The organism is Zestomonas insulae (assembly GCF_016901015.1).
GTDB classification, from domain to species: domain Bacteria; phylum Pseudomonadota; class Gammaproteobacteria; order Pseudomonadales; family Pseudomonadaceae; genus Aquipseudomonas; species Aquipseudomonas insulae.
Window position 1 is genome coordinate 68,795 of the sequence record NZ_JAFEUP010000004.1, and the last position, 17,534, is coordinate 86,328.

Annotated in this window: 13 protein-coding genes; 1 reads left to right on the top strand and 12 read right to left on the bottom strand. The window is 66.0% G+C overall.

What is annotated here, in order from left to right:
- Positions 1-2: 2 nt before the first annotated feature.
- On the bottom strand, positions 3-1,382 hold the full coding sequence (locus tag JQX08_RS13985) for a DUF1254 domain-containing protein (protein ID WP_239482183.1): 1,380 nt from the start codon (positions 1,380-1,382) through the stop codon (positions 3-5).
- Positions 1,383-1,442: 60 nt separating this feature from the next.
- Positions 1,443-2,291 carry an AraC family transcriptional regulator gene (locus tag JQX08_RS13990; protein WP_205349010.1) on the bottom strand — a complete coding sequence of 283 codons (849 nt, stop codon included), beginning with the start codon at positions 2,289-2,291 and terminating at the stop codon, positions 1,443-1,445.
- A 111-nt stretch (positions 2,292-2,402) separates the two neighbouring features.
- Between JQX08_RS13990 and JQX08_RS13995 the strand changes: the two genes are divergently transcribed.
- Positions 2,403-3,317: a LysR family transcriptional regulator gene (locus tag JQX08_RS13995; protein WP_239482184.1), complete on the top strand. Its 915-nt coding sequence runs from the start codon at positions 2,403-2,405 to the stop codon at positions 3,315-3,317.
- Here the strand turns inward: JQX08_RS13995 and JQX08_RS14000 are convergent.
- The 10 genes from JQX08_RS14000 to JQX08_RS14045 all read right to left on the bottom strand — a co-directional run bounded on the left by JQX08_RS14000 (position 3,300) and on the right by JQX08_RS14045 (position 17,516).
- Entirely contained in the window at positions 3,300-4,211 is a 912-nt protein-coding gene (locus JQX08_RS14000; protein ID WP_205349012.1) for a LysR family transcriptional regulator, read from the bottom strand. The two genes, JQX08_RS13995 and JQX08_RS14000, sit on opposite strands and share 18 nt — an antisense overlap.
- Before the next feature lie 137 nt (positions 4,212-4,348).
- Positions 4,349-6,727, bottom strand: a complete 2,379-nt coding sequence (locus JQX08_RS14005; RefSeq protein ID WP_205349013.1) for a cytochrome c3 family protein — start codon at positions 6,725-6,727, stop codon at positions 4,349-4,351.
- A gap of 77 nt (positions 6,728-6,804) precedes the next feature.
- Positions 6,805-9,339, bottom strand: coding sequence for a fused MFS/spermidine synthase (locus JQX08_RS14010; protein ID WP_205349014.1), 2,535 nt, complete (start codon positions 9,337-9,339; stop codon positions 6,805-6,807).
- Between the two features lie 109 nt (positions 9,340-9,448).
- On the bottom strand, positions 9,449-11,023 hold the full coding sequence (locus tag JQX08_RS14015; RefSeq protein WP_205349015.1) for an arylsulfatase: 1,575 nt from the start codon (positions 11,021-11,023) through the stop codon (positions 9,449-9,451).
- Positions 11,024-11,118: 95 nt separating this feature from the next.
- On the bottom strand, positions 11,119-12,135 hold the full coding sequence (locus JQX08_RS14020) for an HAD family hydrolase (protein WP_205349016.1): 1,017 nt from the start codon (positions 12,133-12,135) through the stop codon (positions 11,119-11,121).
- A 9-nt stretch (positions 12,136-12,144) separates the two neighbouring features.
- Positions 12,145-13,485: a BatD family protein gene (locus JQX08_RS14025; protein ID WP_205349017.1), complete on the bottom strand. Its 1,341-nt coding sequence runs from the start codon at positions 13,483-13,485 to the stop codon at positions 12,145-12,147.
- The gene (locus JQX08_RS14030) at positions 13,482-15,074 is read right to left on the bottom strand and encodes a vWA domain-containing protein (RefSeq protein WP_205349018.1); all 1,593 of its coding nucleotides are present in this window, start codon (positions 15,072-15,074) and stop codon (positions 13,482-13,484) included. Before JQX08_RS14030 ends, JQX08_RS14025 begins: the two co-directional genes overlap by 4 nt.
- The gene (locus tag JQX08_RS14035) at positions 15,075-16,076 is read right to left on the bottom strand and encodes a vWA domain-containing protein (protein ID WP_205349019.1); all 1,002 of its coding nucleotides are present in this window, start codon (positions 16,074-16,076) and stop codon (positions 15,075-15,077) included.
- Positions 16,063-16,569, bottom strand: coding sequence for a DUF4381 domain-containing protein (locus JQX08_RS14040; protein WP_205349020.1), 507 nt, complete (start codon positions 16,567-16,569; stop codon positions 16,063-16,065). The genes JQX08_RS14035 and JQX08_RS14040 overlap by 14 nt, the downstream gene beginning before the upstream one ends.
- Entirely contained in the window at positions 16,566-17,516 is a 951-nt protein-coding gene (locus JQX08_RS14045) for a DUF58 domain-containing protein (protein WP_205349021.1), read from the bottom strand. Before JQX08_RS14045 ends, JQX08_RS14040 begins: the two co-directional genes overlap by 4 nt.
- Between the last annotated feature and the right edge of the window lie 18 nt (positions 17,517-17,534).

Here is a 17,534-nt window from a genome sequence, read left to right on the forward strand (position 1 = left end):
GCTTACTCCTTGACCGGCTGGATGGCCGGAGGCGCGTAGCTGCCGGTGCGCGCGGCTTCCGTGGGCAGGTACAGGCGCAGGATCACATCGAAATGCCCGGCCGGTGCCGGCAGCCAGTTGCCCTGCTGTTCGGGGGCAGGTGCATCGTGTTGCAGGTACAGGGTCAGGCCGCCATCGGCGTCATGCCGCAGGTCCTTGCTGCGATCGCCCAGCGAGTAACGGTTGATCGGGTTGGCGACCAGCAACTGGCTGTTGGCGTCGTACATGGTCAGCGACCAGAACGCGCCGGCCGGCGGCAGCTGATCGGCCGGAAAATGCAGGCGATAGCGTTTGGCACCGGTCAGCAGTTGCCCTTCGGCGTCCTTGAGGGCGATCGGGTAGAACGCCTCGTCGGCGTCGTTGACGTAGATGTAGCGCCAGGCCGCCGCCGCGCGGGTCAGGTCGTCCTCACCAAAATGGCCGGCGGTCAGTGGCGAGTTGGCCCAGCCATTGCGCTCGCTGGAGATGCTGAGAGATGCCGCCTTGACCTTGTTGCGCCCGGCCTCGGCGCCTTCGCCGATGGCCTGGGCGAGTGCGCCGGCCGGAGCGAATGTCAGCCCCGGGCCAACGCCGATCTCGGCGAAGCGCTGGAGCTTGGCCTGTTCCGCTGGGTTCCAGCGGTGCAGCGGGGCGAGTGCATTGAAGGTGCTGAACAGGTCGGTGGCAGTGCCTTCTTTGGTCGGCCGATAGGTTGGCACGACCAGTTTCGTTAGCGCAGCGGGTGCCGGGCTGCCCTGCACCTTGGACAGTGGGCTCAGCCGGTATTGCTTGAGCAGTTCGGCGGCGCCGTGATCGTCGGCGCCGCGCACTTCGGTACGGCCAATCAGAAACACCAGCTGGCTCGGCGAACGGATCAGCCCGCTGAATCCCTCCGGCAGGCTGCCTTGCCAGTCCGGACCGGCAACCAGATAGCGACCAGCACCACTGCCAGTGGCGCGCGTGCCGATGTAGTCGAGGTTGTCGGTGCGCAGGTCGATCAACTGGAAGCTGTAGTAGCGCTTCTCAACCGCCGGAACCTCAAGCACCTGTGGCTCGGCGCGCAGGTCGAGTACCGCGCGCGAGTAGAAGGTGTCGTTGTTCGGCGACACCACATTGCGGTCGTCGGGGCCAAGCAGCCGCGGTTCACTGTAGAGCACGTTGAGCGGCAACTTGGCGGTGACCGCAGTGAGCACTTTGTCGTGCTCGGCGGTGGCGTAGGCGAACACATAGGCCTCCTCGGCGAGCTGGCGCGCCTGCTCGGGGGAGGGCGCGGCTACCGCAACCGCGGTGGGCAAGGCAAAACTGAGCGACAGGCCGGCCAACGCCGTACGCAACCGCGAGGTGCGCGAATTCAATGAGGTCATTGCGGACTCCATGCAGGGTGGGAGGAGGACAACCCGGCGCGAGCGCCAGGCGGGAGGTGCTTAGGCGCCGCGCTGGCGGAACTGCCTGGGCGTCATGCCGTAGTGCGAACGAAAGGCACGTATGAAGTTGCTGGAAGAACTGTAGCCGGCACGCTGGGCGATGCTTTCGAGCGGCTGATCGGTATTGCGCAACCAATGGCGTGCCTGATGCAGTCGCTCGGCTGCCGGGGTGTCGTGACTCGTCGCCTGCGGCGGCTGCCAGGTACGCCGCAGCTCCTGGTGCAGCAGCTCATTGGCGCCGGGATGCGGCCAGCTCAGCACTTCGCGGGGCAACAGCACTGCGAGGTGTTCACCTCGGCTGCAGGGAATCCCCAGGCTTTCCAGCTGCGCGCCGCAGCTTTGCTCAGCGGTGATCTGCGCTGCGGCAAACAACTCGGCGGGACGGCGGCCGGCGCGGCGCGCCATGTTGTGGACCAGCGCCAGCGCACCCGAGTCGAGTCCGAACGGGTGCGGGGTCAGGGAGCTGTGCACAGTGAATCGATAGAACACGCCTTCGGCGTGCAGAGTCGGTTGCGCGTGGCCAATCCAGCGCGGCAGGAATTCCACCAGGCAGTGCAGGCTGGCACCCACCGTTGCAGCGGAATCGAGCAGCACATTCAGGCCTTGCAGGCAGGTGGTGGACAGTTGCACGCGCATCTCACAACCGAATTGGGCGTCGGCGCCGCTGACCAGGCACTCGTCGAACAGCTGCAGCGCCAGGCGGGCCGGCACCTGCTGACTCGGGTCACGCAGCGTCTGCGGCGACAGACCGACGCGCGCACACAGGTCATCGATCGGCAGTGCCTGGCGCGCGGCATGACTGAGGATGGTGCTGGGCCAGGCGGTGGTGACTAACGGCTCGTGCTGCATGCCGTGCCTCGATTGTTGTTCTGAAGGTCCGGCGTTTACTTAACCAGCTCGCACTGGTATTTATCAATTGCATTTAATACATATACGGCATGCGTGAGGTGCATATTGGATTTGCGTCAGCTCCGCCATTTTGCCGCCCTTGCGGAGAACGGCAGCTTCGTCGCCGCCGCTGACGTGGTGGGCCTCAGTCAACCGGCGTTCAGCCGCAGCATCCAGGCGCTGGAACATTCTCTGGACTGCCAGCTGGTGGATCGCAGCAGCCGCGAACTGCGCCTGACCGCGCAGGGGTTGCTGGTGCTGGAACACGCCCAGCGCCTGCTGCTCGGGGCGCACAAGCTGCGCAACGAGCTGGTGCAGTTCAATGGCTTGAGCGCCGGCGAGCTGCGCTTCGGCTGTGGACCGACGCCGGCGCAGGCGCTGATTCCCGAGGCGCTGGCCGATTTCGTGCGCGCGTATCCGGGTATCCAGATCGATTGGGAGATCAACCATTGGGATGCCCTGTCCAAGCGCTTGCTGGAGGAGCAGCTGGAATTCTTCGTCGCTGACGCCCGCGACTTCCTCGGTGATCCGCTGTATCAGGTCCAGGTGCTGAGCCCGAGCATCGGCTGCTTCTTCTGCAACTCCGGGCACCCGCTGCTTGCGCGTGCTTCGCTGACCCTGAGCGATGTCATGCAGTTTCCGCTGGTCGCGCCGCGACTCTCACCGTCGAGCCGCAGGGCCATGGCCCGGGTTTCCGGGCGTGGTGATTTTCGTGCCACGGTCGAGTGCGGTCAGTTCGATGCCATCCTGCGCATCGTCGAACGTTCACAGGCGATTGGCGTGGCCACCCGCCAGGCCTTGCAGGCACCGAACGAGCGCGGCGCGTTGGTGGAGCTGCGCCTCGATGATCTGCCCGAGTTGCGCTTCAGCTACGGGATCATCCGGCGTGCCGGCAAGCTGGTATCACCGGCAGCGCAGGCGATGATCGCGGCAATCGTCGAAGCCGATCAGCGCCAAGGCGCGTCAGCTTCAGGCGCGTCGCAGTAGTTCGCTGCTGGTGCTAGGCGCCAGCAGCTCGACGATCCGCGCGACCTGCTGCTCGCGGCCGCGCATGCGCCGATAACGGCCATCCACATAGACACAGAAACTCAGCGCGATCGGCTGTGGCAGCGGCAGGGCTGCCTGCTTGAGGCCGAGGACCTCGGCGATGCGACTCGGCAGGGTCATGCCCACCGCCCGCTGGTCGGCGATCAGCCGTGCCGCCAGGCTGCTTTGCACGGTGGCGGCGATGTTGCGCTTGCGGCCGCGCAGACCGAGTTCGAGGTCCACCGGGCTCAACCCGTCCCGGCGACTGGAGACCTGCAGCTGCGGGGTGCTCAGGTAGTCTTCGAGGGTGGTGGGCGCAGCGCTCAGGCCATGGCCGTAAGCGAACACATAGTGATCGTCGAACAGCGCAAGCTTGCGCAGACCATCGAGCTGCGAGAGTGGCTGATCGATATCGATGAGCACGTCGAGCTTGCCGGAGAGCAACTCGCTATACGCATCGCGACGGCGCGGCTGGTAGAAGCGCACCTGCCAGGCGTCGTCGTCCGGCTGCAGGGCCGCGAGCAGCAGCGGCTGCAGGCAGTCCAGGCAGCTGACACGCAGCGGAGTGGCGCCGTCGAGTTGCTCCTGGGAAAGCTGGCCGAGCCCCTCGCGCAGGCTGCTCAAAGCCTGGCGCACGTGCTCGGACAGGCGGTGGGCGGTCACGGTCGGTGTCACGCCCTGTTGGGTCTTGATGAACAGGGGATCGTTGCACAGCGTGCGCAGGCGGCGCAGGGCATTGCTCATCGCCGGTTGCGACAGGCCCATGACTTCCGCGGCGCGGGTGATGCTGCACTGGGTGTAGATGGCGTCGAAGGCCAGCAGGACGTTCAGGTCGATATCGCGCAAATCGAGCATCGGGGGTCTCGGCGTCATTCAAAGGAGACGTCGAGGCTACTGTTGCGCTGTGCCAGGCCACGCAGCTTCAGCAGACAAAAAGCATTCACGCCATGGATAACCGAACGCGGCGCCTTACCCAGCGCGCCGCGTCGTCGTCACTGCGCTTGCCGCAGCGCCGGATCGTCCGGGTTCAGCTGTTCCAACTCGGCCTGCAGGACCTGCACCTTCTGGATCTGTCCGGTCTCACGCCAGTACTCGATCAGGGTCAGGCGCGCCTGCCGATCATTGGGCTGGCGCTCGAGCATCTGCTCCAGCTGCTTGATCGCCGCCGGGGCATCGCCGCTGTCGTGCAGTGCAATGGCGTAGACGAAGCCGTACTGGGCGTTGGCCGGTTCCAGGCGCGCCGCTTCGGCGAGCTCCTTGATTCCGGCCGGGCGCTCGCCGCGGCGGATCAGCGCCAGGCCGTTGGCGTGGTGCAGCAGCGCCGATTGCGGGTGCTGCTGCATCGCGCTGTCGAGCAGGGCGCGCGCCTCGTTGGTGCGGTAGTTGCTGTCGAGCAACTGCATCAGGCTGACCTGCGCCGGCAGGAAGTCCGGGTCGCGCTTCAGCGCATCGCGCAGCGCCGGCTCGACCAGCGCCGAGCGGCCCTGGGCCTGGTAGAGCATGGCCAGGTTGAGGTTGGCTTCAGCGCGGTCGACCAGGCTCAGCTGCACTTGCTCGTACTCGGCGATTGCCTTGTTCCAGGCCGGCAGGTAGCGCCCGAGGGTCTGCTCCGGTACGCCCAGCAGGCTTTGCGCGACGTCGATGCGCACCGCGCGTACCGGGTCGTTGAGCAGCCGGCCAATCAGGCCGCTGCGCTGCTCGGCGGGCATCAGCGCGCTGACGGCTTGGGCCGCGGCCAGGCGAACCTGCGGGTCGTTGCTGTCCAGATCGCGGTTGGCGACGCGCAGGGCACGCTGGCTGGGGAAGTCCGGCAGTTCGGCGAGCAGCGTGGCGCGGCGGATCGCCGGCAGGTCCTTCTGTTCGAGCATGGCGTACAGCGCGCGCGAGGCGCCTGGCTTGCCATTGCGGATCAGCCACAGGCTTTCGTCGTAGCGTGGCTCGGTCTGCGTAGGAGTGCCGTACCACAGGCCGAACTGCTCGGCGACCTTGCTGGCGGCGGTGTCCTTGTGACAGGTCAGACACGCATCCGGGGTGCCGAGCTTCTGCGCGCGCGCGGGATTGGGAATGCTGAAGCCATGGTCATGGCGGAAGTCGTTGACCATGTAGAACTTGCCCGGCATGTGGCAATCCACGCACTGCGAGCCAGGTTGGCCGGGCTGGTGCTTGTGGTGCTCCGGCGAATCGTAGTTCTTCGCTTGCAGACCGGCGCCGTCGATGCCCGGCAGCGCGGTCTTGCCCGCGGGGTTGTGGCACTGCAGGCACACCGTGTTGCCCGGCGCCCTCAGCTGGGTGCTATGCGGGTTGTGGCAGTTACTGCAGCGCACTCCCTTGGCGAACATCTTGCTCTGGGTGAACGAGCCGTACTCGAACACCTCTTCCTTGATCTTGCCATCCAGTTCGTACAGCGCGGCGGTCAGCGGGCTGGGTAGGTAGTCGTCCATGAAGCGCTTGTGGGCGCTGAAGCCATCACCGAGCGGCGCACGACGGGCGTGGCAGCGGCCGCAGGTTTCCACCTGGGTGGTGGCGTCGGCCTTGCTCAGCGAGCTGGCGAAACCGCGCTTGTCATCGCCGTCCGGTTTGGCCGCCCAGGTCAGGTGCTGCGAAGCCGGGCCGTGACAGGACTGGCAGCCGACTCCCAGCGCCTGCCAGTGGCTGGCGTAGGTGCCGGTCTTGGCGTCGAAATTGCGCTTGAAGCCGGTGGTATGGCACTCGACGCACATGAAGTTGGCGTTCTGCTGCGGCTTGCTCCAGTGCAGTTCGTCCTTGAAGTCGACGCCCTGGCCCGGATACAGGTGGAACCAGCGGTGCTTCTCGACGTCCCAGGCCACTCCGAGGGCCTGCAGGCGGCCGCCGGACAGCTCGATCAGGTATTGCTGCAGCGGCGCGATGCCGAAGGTGTAGGCCACCCGAAAATCGGCCGTCTGGCCATCGGGCCCCGGGGTGTTGACCCAGAAACTGCCGTCCTTCTGGAAGAACCGCGTGGTTTCGTGGCCCTCGGTGAAGCTGCGGTTGTTGAAGTCGCCCAGCACCGTGTCGCTGCGCGCTTCTTCCATCGCCAGTTGGTGGTGCGAGCCCTGCCAGTCCTTGACCTGCTCGCTGTGGCAGCCCTGGCACTGCGCTTCGTCGACCAGCGTGGCGCTATTGGCGGCTGGCTCCGGAGCGGGTGGCGTCGCTGCCGGTGCCGGTGCCGCGACGGGCGCTGGCGTCGGCGGCGCAACGCTGGTGGTCGTAGGCGCGCTGCGGTCTAGCAGGAACCAGATCACCACGGTCGCCACCAGTAGCAGTCCGGCGAGGAGGGGATAGAGGAAGCTGAAAGACCGCTTGGCAGGCTGATCGACGGCGGGAAGGGCTTTGTTTTTCTTTTTAGGCATGGTCTACAACAGGTCTTTACGGTTAGGCGCAGCTTCGGGGACGCGGGGAGGGCTGTCAAACAGCCCGTTGCCCGGGCTTATGGGGTGCCGCCGATGAACCAGCGGTAATAGGGGTTGCCGCCGTCCTCGGCGAGGACCTGGCGGACCGCGCTACTCCAGGCCGCGCGCTGCTTGGTGTAGGCGAACAGGCCGACGGCGTAGAAGCGCATCAGGCGGGCCTGCTGATCGGCCAGCGCAGCGCGGAAGCTGTCGTCGGCGTTGACCAGCGGCGGCGGGCTGCGCAGCGCGAGCAGTTTCGGCAGGACGCGGGCGAACTCGTTGGGTCGCACCCAAGGCGCGTACTCGATGCCTGGCTGGTCATCGGTGACCGCTTGAGCGTCGCCGGCGTAACGCTCCAGGCCGGCGCGATCGGTCACCCAGGTGGCGAGCAGTGCGGCGGGCGAGATGATGCCCACCGGGCGCAGCGCCGCGCTCACCTCGGCTTGTTCGAAGCGCTGGCGAATGCGCGTGACGTCCAGCTCGAGCGGCTCGAAGGAGCCGATCAGCAACATCTCATGCAGTTCGGTGGTCCACAGCGAAGCGTGCGGGAACACGTCGAGGAAGCTGCGCACCAGCGCGCGGGTGTCGGCGTCGTTCTGGGTTGGCAGCGGCAGCCACTGGGCGACCTGGCCGCCGGCGTTCAGGCGCTGCGCGGTGAGCTGGTAGAAGTCGCGCGAGTACAGGTTGACCACGCCGGCGGCGGAGGGTGGTGGCGGCTCCAGGGTGATCAGGTCATAGCGCTGCGGATTGCGCAGCAGCTCGCGACGTCCGTCGCGCAGACGCACTTCCAGGCGTGGATCGCTGCCGGCGGCGAAGTTGCCCTGGAACTGCGGCGCGGCGCGCACCACTGCCGGCAGCAGTTCGGCCACGACGCGCTGGTCGAGCCCCGGATAGCGCAGCAGCGCGCCGGCGGTGATGCCGGTGCCGAAGCCGATCACCAGCGCCGAGCGCGGCTCTTCGCGCTGGATCAGCAGCGGCAGCAGGGCCTGCAGACGCATGTAGCGCAGCGACGGCATGGCGTCGCCGGAGTTCGACACACCCTGGATGTACAAGCGCTTGAAGTGCGTGTTGCCGCGCTGGGTATCGACCACCGCTACCGTGGCGCCGCGACCTTCCTCGTAGAAACTCAGCTGGCCGTTGCGCGCGGCCGGGAGCAGCTGGGCCAGGCGATCGCTGGGAGTGAACACCGCTGCCAGCACGGTCACCAGACCCAGGGCGATGGCGCCCTGGCGTGCCTCTTGGCTCACCTGCTGGCCGCGCAGCACCGCGCACAGGGCAATCGCCGCGGCGGCCAGGGCCAGCGCGGCCAGGCTGTGAACCAGGCCGAGCCAGGGCACCAGAAGGAATCCGGTCAGCAGGGTACCGACGATGCCGCCCAGAGTATTCAGCGCCACCACGCTGCCGACATCGCGGCCGACCCGCCCGGCGTCCACCGCCAGGCGCAGCATCACCGGAAAGGCAGCACCGAGCAGCACGGTGGGAATGAACACCACGCTCAGCGCGGCCACGGCGAAGCGTGCGCACATGCCGGCCAGGTCGTTGCCGGTGAGGCCGAGCACCAATGCCTCGGCCTGGGTCTGCGCGATGATCAGCCAGCGGCCGAGCAGGGTGATTTCCAGCAAGGCCACCAGCCCCGCGCCGGCGATCAGCAGGGCGAACACGCCCCAGGGATCACGGATGCGGTCGGCGCGCCGCGCGTACAGGGCGCTGCCCAGCACCAGTCCGGTCAGGTAGGTGGCCAGCACCACGGAGAAGGCAAAGGCGCGGGTGCTCATGAACTGCACGATGGACTGCGACCAGATCACTTCGTAACCGAGCGCGATGCCGCCGGCCAGCGCATACAGGGTGATCGCCAGGCGGGCCTGGGCGCTGCGCGGTGGAGTTGCCTCGGCGACCGGACGCGGCTCGGCGCGCCGATCGACAGCGAAGGCAGCGAGGGCGGCGAGCATATTGAGCGCTGCTGCCACATAGGCGCTGCCCTGGATGCCCAGCGCGGGAATCAGCAGGAAGCTGGTCAGCAGCGCGCCGATGATGGCCCCAGCCGTATTCGCGGCGTACAAGCGGCCGCCGGCGGCGCCGAGTTGGCCGGCCAGTGGGGTGAGGGCGCGGATCAGTACCGGCAGGGTGCCGCCCATCAGGAACGCGGGAATTCCCACCAGGGCGAATGGCAGCACCCAGGCGAGCAGCCCGGAGCTGAGTTCCAGGCGGGCGAACGGGCCGGCGGCGTGCGCCAGGCCGAGGGTTGCACCGATGCCCAGAACTGCGACGGCCAGTTCCAGAAAGGAATACAGCCGCACCGGGCGGCTCAAGCGATCGGCCCAACGGCCGAACAGGAACCCGCCGAGGGCGAGTCCGGCGAAGAAGGCGCTGATTCCGGTGGTGATGGCGTAGACCTCGACGCCAACAACCAGGGACAGCTGCTTGATCCAGAGGATCTGGTAGATCAGGGCGGCAATGCCCGAGGTGAACAACAGCAGCGCAGGGATCGCCACACCAACAAGGGGCTGTGTCGACTGCACAGCAGGGCGCGAGTCGCGGATGGTGCGACGGGTCGGGGAAGTGGCGAGCGTCATGCGAAGGGGCCTTGTATGGACACTGGGTACCCTTCCGGGCAGCACGGCCAGTGCTGCCCGGAAGGTACTTCACGCCATCACGCCAGAAGCGTGGCGACTACACCAGTACTTATTGTTTCTGGGTTTTCATTTTTTCCGCGATTTTCTCGTCCACCGCCTTGCGAATCTGGTCGATGCTGAAGCTGGCGGGACGTTGACTCGGCGGGTACTCGACGAAGGTCTGGAGGAATGCCGCTGCCTTTTGAGTTCCTTCAAATAGCAGGTAGTCATTCTTGGTTAGCCAGTCGTAGTACTGGTCTGACACTACGTCGGCACGCTCGTAAGGGTCCATGCGCAGGTTGAACAGCTTCGGCACCCGCAGGCAGACGAAGGGTTCGCTCCATACTTGCAGGCCGCCGGGGGCACGTTGCTCGCAGAACACGATCTTCCAATTGTCGAAGCGCATCGAGACGAGATCACCGTCATCGCTGAAGTAGAAAAACTCATTGCGCGCGCTCTTGTCGCTCTTGCCTGTCAGGTAGTCCAGTTGGTTGTAACCGTCGAGGTGCACCTTGAAGCTCTTGCCACCGACATCGGAGCCCTTGAGCAGGCGATCCTTGATGTCGGTGTCGCCGGCAGCGGCTAGCAGGGTGGGGAACCAGTCGAGACCGGAGAACATCTGGTTGGACACGGTGTCCGGCTTGACCTTACCCGGCCAACGGATGATCGCCGGAACCCGGAAGGCACCTTCCCAGTTGGAGTTCTTCTCGTTGCGGAACGGCGTGGTTGCAGCATCCGGCCAGGACCATTGGTTTGGCCCGTTGTCGGTGCTGTAGATCAGGATGGTGTTGTCGGCGATCTTCAGGTCGTCAAGGGCTTTCAGCAGTTTGCCGACGTCGCCGTCATGCTCGATCATACCATCGGCATAATCGTTGCCCGGCATCCCGCTTTGGCCTTGCATTGATTGGCGCACATGGGTGAAGGCGTGCATGCGGGTGGTGTTCATCCACACGAAGAACGGTTTGTCCGCCTTTACCTGTTTCTCCATGAAGTTGATGGCGGCCTGAGTGGTCTCGTCGTCGATGGTCTCCATGCGCTTGCTGTTCAGCGCGCCGGTATCTTCGACTTTGCCGTCGGCAAAGCTGTGGATTACGCCGCGGGGCGTAGCAGCCTTTAGGAAGGCTTGGTTGTCTTTCGGCCAGTAGGGACGTTCCGGTTCTTCTTCGGCGTTCAGGTGGTAGAGGTTGCCGAAGAACTCGTCGAAACCGTGGTTGGTTGGCAGGTATTCGTCCCGATCACCAAGGTGATTTTTGCCGAATTGCCCGGTGGCGTAGCCGTGTGCCTTGAGCGCTTGGGCAATAGTGACGTCGCGGGCTTGCAGGCCCACCGGGACGCCGGGCATGCCGACCTTGGACAGGCCGGTGCGCAGTGGCGACTGGCCGGTAATGAAGGTCGAACGACCCGCGGTACAGCTGTTCTCCGCGTAGTAGTCGGTGAACATCATGCCTTCCTTGGCGATGCGGTCGATGTTCGGCGTGTGGTAGCCGAGCACCCCGAAGGAATAGGCGCTGATATTGGTCTGGCCGATGTCATCGCCGAATATCACCAGGATATTCGGCTTGTCTGCCGCGCCGGCCCCGACTGCGCTGAACACGGCCGCCGCCGTGAGCGCCAGCCTGGGTAGCCATTTCGTTGTACGGGTCATCGTTCGATCTCCATTTCACATTCCAAGGTCGCTATCCGCGACGTGGTCGAACCAGAGGCGTCACTGACACCCCCAGCATTCTTTGTAAACGGACCTCACTGCATATTTGTGGCAGAGGCGAACGGGAATACCTGCGCCCACTCCGTTGCCATATCTACTACCGTCCAACCCTTGGCGTTGGCTTCGTCCAGCGCCTTGTCCAGCTTGCCGATCTTGGAGTCACGGTCGTACGCCCACTCGCGCTTGGCGTCGGTGTGATGGACCAAGCCCATGAACCGCTTGCCGCTGCCGGCGGCGGTCCATTGCAGCATTTGCAGATCGCCATCGGAGTTGCCGAAGGCGAAGATTGGTCGGCGGCCAATGATCGCGTCGATGCTCTCCGGTTTGCCCGGGCCGTCGTCGTTGTGAGCCAACTTGGGCATGCGCAGGATCGACAGCTTGCCGTCCTGATTCTGGAACTGGCTGACAAAAGTGGTGCCAATCACCTGCTCGGGCGGAATGCCGTAGACCTCTTCGGCGAAGGCGCGCATGAACGCCACTTCGCCGCCGGAGACGATGTAAGTCTTGAAGCCGTTGGCGCGCAGGTAGGCGAGCAGCTCCAGCATCGGTTGGTAGACCATTTCGGTGAACGGCTTCTGGCTCTTCGGGTGCACGGCCTTGGCCAGCCAGGCTTCGGCATTGGCGGTAAAGGCCTCGGTGCTGATGCCGGTGTGGGTGGCTCCGACGATCTTCATCAGGCCGTCCATGCCCGCGGCGGCGAGCGCCTCATGGTCACCCTCGAGAACGGCCTTGAACGGCTGCTGCTCTTTCCATTCCGGATGCTGCGGCGCCAGCCGGTGGACCTCGGCGTAGGAGAACAGCACCTGGAAGTACATGGGCTGTTCGCTCCACAAGGTGCCGTCGTTGTCGAACACCGCAATGCGCTCGGCCGGTGGCACGTAATCCTTGGTGCCCTCGGTGGTCACCGCGCTGACGAAACTCTCGATAGCCTTCTTCGACGGGCCGTCCTTCCAGTTCGGCAGCGGCTCGGCGGCCGCGGCCAGGAGCGGCACGGCCAACAGCAGCGAGAAGATCCAGCGCCAAGCAGATGGGGAGGGCGACAAAAGCTTCATTGGGCGTCCTTATCGAGCGGGTTGATCCATACCTTGCCGGGGATTCAATGGCGCTAGCCCGTGCCGGGGCAGGGACGGCGACTGCTGTTGGCGAACTGCTTCCTTGAGCTCGGGGAGCGCATGCTGCAGGTCATTCAGCGCAGTGGGTGAGCGATCATTGAAGCCGTATTGAGTTCTGAGGAAGACTAGCAGCCGATTGCCGAGCGACAAGGGCAGTTTCGCCACCAAGCCCTCTAGCGTCTGGCTTCCTAGGCTGCGCCGGGTCCACAGGTAGAACGCGCCGAGCTGCGCAGGCTGATCGTTGAGTTGGGTGGCAATTTGCCGCCAGGCGTACTCGGCTGATTGCAGGTACGCCTGCTGCCGTTCGGCGCGACGTCGCTGCAACGCCTGCCGGGCGCGCCGCCACCAGGGGGCGCCCCAGTACCAGGCGAGTCCGCCGATCAGCACGAGCGCCGCCAGCAGCAGCCAATGCTGCGCGATGCGCACCCGCGCGTGCTGGCCGAGCTTCTGCAAGTCCTCGGCTATCGAGAAGGGTGCCTGGTACGCGGTGTTGGCCACCGCGTCGAACTCCACAGCGGGCACGCTGCTGGTGCGCTGGCGATTACTGGCGGTATCCCACCAGTGCAGCTCGATGGCGGGCAGTTCGTGATGGCCGGCCTGGTCGATCACATAGCTGACTTCGTCCACACGCCGGCCGCCGGTGATGCCGCCGCGGCCGTCGCTGAGCGGCAGCACCTGCGGAGTTTTCACATAGCGCTTGAGGCCATCGACCTCGGCGAACGCCGGCGCCGGGATCAGCATGGCCTGGGCACCGTCGGCGTCGATAGTCAGGCGGCGCACCAGGTTGTCGCCGACGCGCAAGGCATCCTGCGAACGGACAAGCTGCTGGGTGAACTTGAGGTTCTGCGCGACCAGCAACTGCTGCCCCGGCGCCACGCCCTCGGGCAAGCGGGCCAGCAGGCTCAACGGCGCACTGCGGACGGTCACCGGGCCGCTGCCCTGGCCGGGATTGACCTGGATGGTCAGCGCCGGAATCTGGAACTCCTGGGCCTGGTTCGGGGTGATCAGGTAGCTGAAGCGCAGGCCAAACAGCGTTTCGCCATCGCGCTGCACGGTCAGGTGCGTGGCCTCGCTGCTCGGTGGCATGACCAGCGCGCCGGGCAGGTTCAAGATCGGCAGCTGCGGTTCGGCGGTGAACCAGGTGTCGACCAGCAGATCGACTTCGAGGCGCACCGTGCTGCCCACCATCGCCGTACCGGTGGGATTCAGCCGGCCCTCCACCAGCACTTTCGGCTCGGCCAAGGCCAGCAGCGGCAGCACGCCGAGCAGGATCAGCAGCAACCGTTTCATGGCGTAGCTCCACTATTGTTCTGCTGCTGCGCGGCCTGCAGGCGGAACTTCTGCTTGAGGAATTGCGCCGGCGAAGTGTTCAGGTTGCGCAGCCACAGCTCATCCGAAGTGGGCTTGACGCCTTCCATCTTCACCGACTTGCCTTTGCCGCTCGGCTTATCGAACTCGACCTTGTCGGATTTGATGTCCGGCGCGACTTCCTGCTGCTCCTCGTAGTCCTTCTGCAACGCGGTGACCAGCGCCAGGTTGGCGGTGGCCTCGGGGAACTGCGGCTGCAGCTTGAGTGCCTGTTGGTAGGCGGCAATCGCGGCGGGGAACTTGAAGAGCTTGGCGTAGCTGTTGCCCAGGTAGAAGTACGCCGGGGCGCTGTCGAGGCGCGCGAAGTCGGCCAGCGCGGCGTCGTAGTCGGCGGCGTTGTAGGCCGCCAGCGCTTTCCAGTAGGGATCGTGGAAGTGCGTCGCGGCCTGCGCATAGTGGCCGTGCTCGAAGGCCCAGCGGCCTTGCTGATCCGGAGTGAAGAAGGCGTCGGTCAGGGCGCCAGCGTGCGCGGGGGCGCTGGGCAGGGCGAGTCCGCAGGCGAGCAACAGTCCAGCCAGCCAGTTGACGCTCCAGCCACGCCGTACGCACAACAGCGCCAACACCAGCAACGGCCAGCACAGCCAGTAGCCGGCATCCTTCCAGTGCATCTGCTGATCGTCGCCACTGGCGGCCTGCAGATGCTGCGCGGCGTGCAGCTCGATCCAGTCCAGATCGTCGTCGTTGAGCGTCAGGCTGCCGAGCGGCGCGTCGGCGGCGTCGGCGAGCTGCTTGAGGCCCTTGGCGTCGAAGCTGCCGAGCAGCGGCCGGCCATTGGTATCCACGCGCAGTTGCCCCTTGGCGTCACGCAGGATGCCGCCGTCCTGGCTGCCCACTGCGAGCACGAGTAGCTGCAGCTCCGAAGGTTCGAGCGCCTTGCCGATGGCTTCCAGCTGGCTGACGTCGGCACCGTCGGTGACCAGCACCAGGGTACCGGCCGACTGCTCGGCGGCCAGCAATCGCTTGGCCTCTTCGATGACGGCGAGAACGTTCTTGCCCGGACTGGCCAGCAGATCGGTGGACAGCGCCTGCAGGAAGCTGTCGAGCAGCTGCGGGTCTTCGGTGGCCGGCAGCACCAGGTGCGCGGTGCCGGCATAGGCGATCAAGCCGGTGCGTGCGCCCGGGCGGCGCTGAATCAGGTCATGCAACTTGTGCTTGGCGGCTTCCAGTCGCGACGGCGGCACGTCGTTGGCGTCCATTGACGGCGACAGGTCGAGCGCGAGGATCAGCGGCGCGCGGTTCTCCAGAAAGTCCGGGCGGTCCTGTTCCCAGGTCGGTCCGGCAGCGGCCAGGCCGCCGAGGATCAGCAGCGCGCCCAGCAGGTGGATCGGCCGCAGGTGGTGGGCGTCGGTGGGAGTGACCACCAGATGCTTGAGCAACTGCGGGGCGATGTTGCTGCTCAGCCGCGCCGGATCGCGGCTGCGATTCCACAGGATCGGCACCACGATGCCGGGCACCAGCAGCAACAGCCAGAACGGGCGCAGGAAGTGGAAGGCATTGAGGTCGATGTCCATTCAGCCCTCCTGCGCCGTGCGCGTGGTGCCGGCCGTGGCCCACTTGCCGCTCAGCGCGGCCAGCACCTGATACAAGGTGAGCAGCAGCAGCGCGGCGCCCAAGGGCCACCAGAACAGGTCACGTTTGGGTTGGTGGCTGAGCTTCTTCACCTGATGCGGGGTAATGCGGTCGAGCGTGGCGTAGACCTGATCGAGCGCGCTGCGGTCGTCCGCGCGGAAGAACTGCCCACCGGTGGTCTGCGCGATGCCCTGGAGCACTTGCAAGTCGACCTTGGCGTCGCCGGTAGCCTCGGGATCACCAATGCCGATGGTGTGCACCACGATGCCTTTGGAGGCGGCGATCTGTGCAGCATGGTCGGGCGGAATGGCGCTGCCGGTGTCGTTGCCGTCGGTGAGCAGGATCAGCACCTTGTCCTGTTCCTTGGCGCTGTCGAGCAGCTTGATGGTCAGGCCGATGGCGTCACCGATCGCGGTGTTGGGGCCGGCCATGCCGATGCCCACCTCGTCGAGCAACACGCGCAGGCTGGCGTGATCAAGGGTCAAGGGCGCCTGCGGGAAGGCCCCGGTGCCGAAGACGATCAGGCCGATACGGTCATCCTTGCGCTTGGCGATGAAGTCCTGCACGACCTCTTTGACCGCGGTCAGGCGATCGACGCGCTGCCCGTCGGCATTGGTGTAGTCGGTTGTCTCCATGGACTGCGAGATGTCGATGGCCAGCATCAGGTCGCGCACCGGCTGCTGGTGCTCAATGGGTTTCTCCACCAGCACCGGCCGCGCGCAGGCAACCACCAGCAGGGTCCAGACCAACAGATTGAGTGCCAGCTGCCGGGCATTCCCGCGGGCGCCGGCCACTGCGGGCGTCTGGCCGACGGCACGGCTCATGGCGGTGAAGAACGGCACGCGCACCGCGCTGCGGGCCTCGCGGTACGGCGCCAGGTAGCGATAGGCGAGCCAGGCGAGCGGGAGCAACAGCAGCGCCCAGGGGTAATCAAACTGCCACATGATGGGTCTCGATCCAGTGCCGGCTGCTGGCCAGCAGGCCTTGTAGTTCATCGGCTGGGAGTGCCTTTACGCGCTCGACGGGGGCATAGGCCAGCGTCGCCAGCTGGCGGCCGAAACCTTCCGGCAGTGGTGCCGAACTGGTTTTCGTCAGGAACGCCTGCCAGTCGGCGCCACCGAGGGTGGCCACCTGCGGGCGTTGCGGCATCGACAGGGCGACGCGCTTGAGCAGTTCCGGCAGCTCGCGCAGCGCCGGCAGGCGGGTATGTTCGTCGGCCAGCGCGGCTTCCAGCGCATCCAGACGGGCGAGGGCATCGCGGCGGTAACGGTCGCGGCGCCACTGCCAGTAGCGCCAGCCGGCCCAGGCGGCGAGCGCCAGCAGGACAACCAGCAGCAGGACCAGCCAGCCCCAGGTTTGCGGGAAGTAGCTGACCACCGGTGGCGGTACCGGCAGCTCCTTGAGCTGGTCGAGGTTCGGCAACTTGGCGTCGCTCATCGGCCGGCTCCTGTCAGGCGGCCCAGTTCGCGGCGCAACTGCTCAAGCGGGTCTTCCCCGGTGTTGATCATCATCACCGGCACCTGGCTGCGGCGGAGCAGGGCAGCCACCTCCTTGAGTCGACCGGTGAGGAAATCGCCCAGCGGCTGGTGCACCTGGCGGCGCTCCACCTCCAGCTCCACCTGCAACTCGCCCTGGGTGACCATCACCCGGCCGCGGGCCGGCAGATTGAGGGCGAGGGGGTCGTAGACCTGCATGGCGATCACGTCGTTGTGTGCCGACAGCTCGCGCAGCAGTTGCAAGGTGCGTGGGCCAGCGCCGGCGAAATCGCTGATCAGACAGATCAGGTGATCGTGGCCGGCCATGGCCAGGCAGGTTTGCAGCACGCGGTCGAGTTGCGGCTCGTTCTCCGCGTCGGGGAGGCTCGCCGACAGCGCCTGATTCTGTCGGGTGACGGCGGCGCACAGCGCTTCGACCCGGCTGCGGCTGCGAATCGGACTGATGCGTTCGATGCGGCTGTCGTTGAACACCAGGCCGCCGACCCGGTCACCGGCATGGAACGCCATCCAGGCGGAGAGGGCGGCCAGCTCGGCGGCGGTGGAGGATTTGAAGCTGCGCTGCGAGCCGAAGAACATACTCATGCGTTGGTCGACCAGGATCAGCGCCGGGCGGTCGCGCTCCTCGGTGTAGCTGCGCACGAAGGGCTTGCCATAGCGCATCGAGGCGCGCCAATCGAGGTGGCGCAGGTCGTCGCCTGGGTTGTAGTGGCGCAGCTCGTCGAAGTTCAGGCCGCGCCCACGCAGCCGCGAGGCATGGTTGCCGGAGAGAATGCTCGACAGTGGCTGGCGCCCCTGGAAGCTCAGCCCGCGCACGCGATGCTCCAGCTGCATCAGCTGAGTCAGCGAGACGTAGACGAAGCCATCCGGGGCCGGTGATTGCTGCTGCATGAAGTGCTCCTTGCTGCG

What these genes read in the sequence shown, in the direction of transcription:
- JQX08_RS13985 (WP_239482183.1), bottom strand. Translation starts at nt 1,382, where the DNA reads ATGACCTCATTGAATTCGCGCACCTCGCGGTTGCGTACGGCGTTGGCC.
- JQX08_RS14025 (WP_205349017.1), bottom strand. Translation starts at nt 13,485, where the DNA reads ATGAAACGGTTGCTGCTGATCCTGCTCGGCGTGCTGCCGCTGCTGGCC.
- JQX08_RS14005 (WP_205349013.1), bottom strand. Translation starts at nt 6,727, where the DNA reads ATGCCTAAAAAGAAAAACAAAGCCCTTCCCGCCGTCGATCAGCCTGCC.
- JQX08_RS14035 (WP_205349019.1), bottom strand. Translation starts at nt 16,076, where the DNA reads ATGTGGCAGTTTGATTACCCCTGGGCGCTGCTGTTGCTCCCGCTCGCC.
- JQX08_RS14030 (WP_205349018.1), bottom strand. Translation starts at nt 15,074, where the DNA reads ATGGACATCGACCTCAATGCCTTCCACTTCCTGCGCCCGTTCTGGCTG.
- JQX08_RS14015 (WP_205349015.1), bottom strand. Translation starts at nt 11,023, where the DNA reads ATGACCCGTACAACGAAATGGCTACCCAGGCTGGCGCTCACGGCGGCG.
- JQX08_RS14040 (WP_205349020.1), bottom strand. Translation starts at nt 16,569, where the DNA reads ATGAGCGACGCCAAGTTGCCGAACCTCGACCAGCTCAAGGAGCTGCCG.
- JQX08_RS14020 (WP_205349016.1), bottom strand. Translation starts at nt 12,135, where the DNA reads ATGAAGCTTTTGTCGCCCTCCCCATCTGCTTGGCGCTGGATCTTCTCG.
- JQX08_RS13990 (WP_205349010.1), bottom strand. Translation starts at nt 2,291, where the DNA reads ATGCAGCACGAGCCGTTAGTCACCACCGCCTGGCCCAGCACCATCCTC.
- JQX08_RS14010 (WP_205349014.1), bottom strand. Translation starts at nt 9,339, where the DNA reads ATGACGCTCGCCACTTCCCCGACCCGTCGCACCATCCGCGACTCGCGC.
- JQX08_RS14000 (WP_205349012.1), bottom strand. Translation starts at nt 4,211, where the DNA reads ATGCTCGATTTGCGCGATATCGACCTGAACGTCCTGCTGGCCTTCGAC.
- JQX08_RS14045 (WP_205349021.1), bottom strand. Translation starts at nt 17,516, where the DNA reads ATGCAGCAGCAATCACCGGCCCCGGATGGCTTCGTCTACGTCTCGCTG.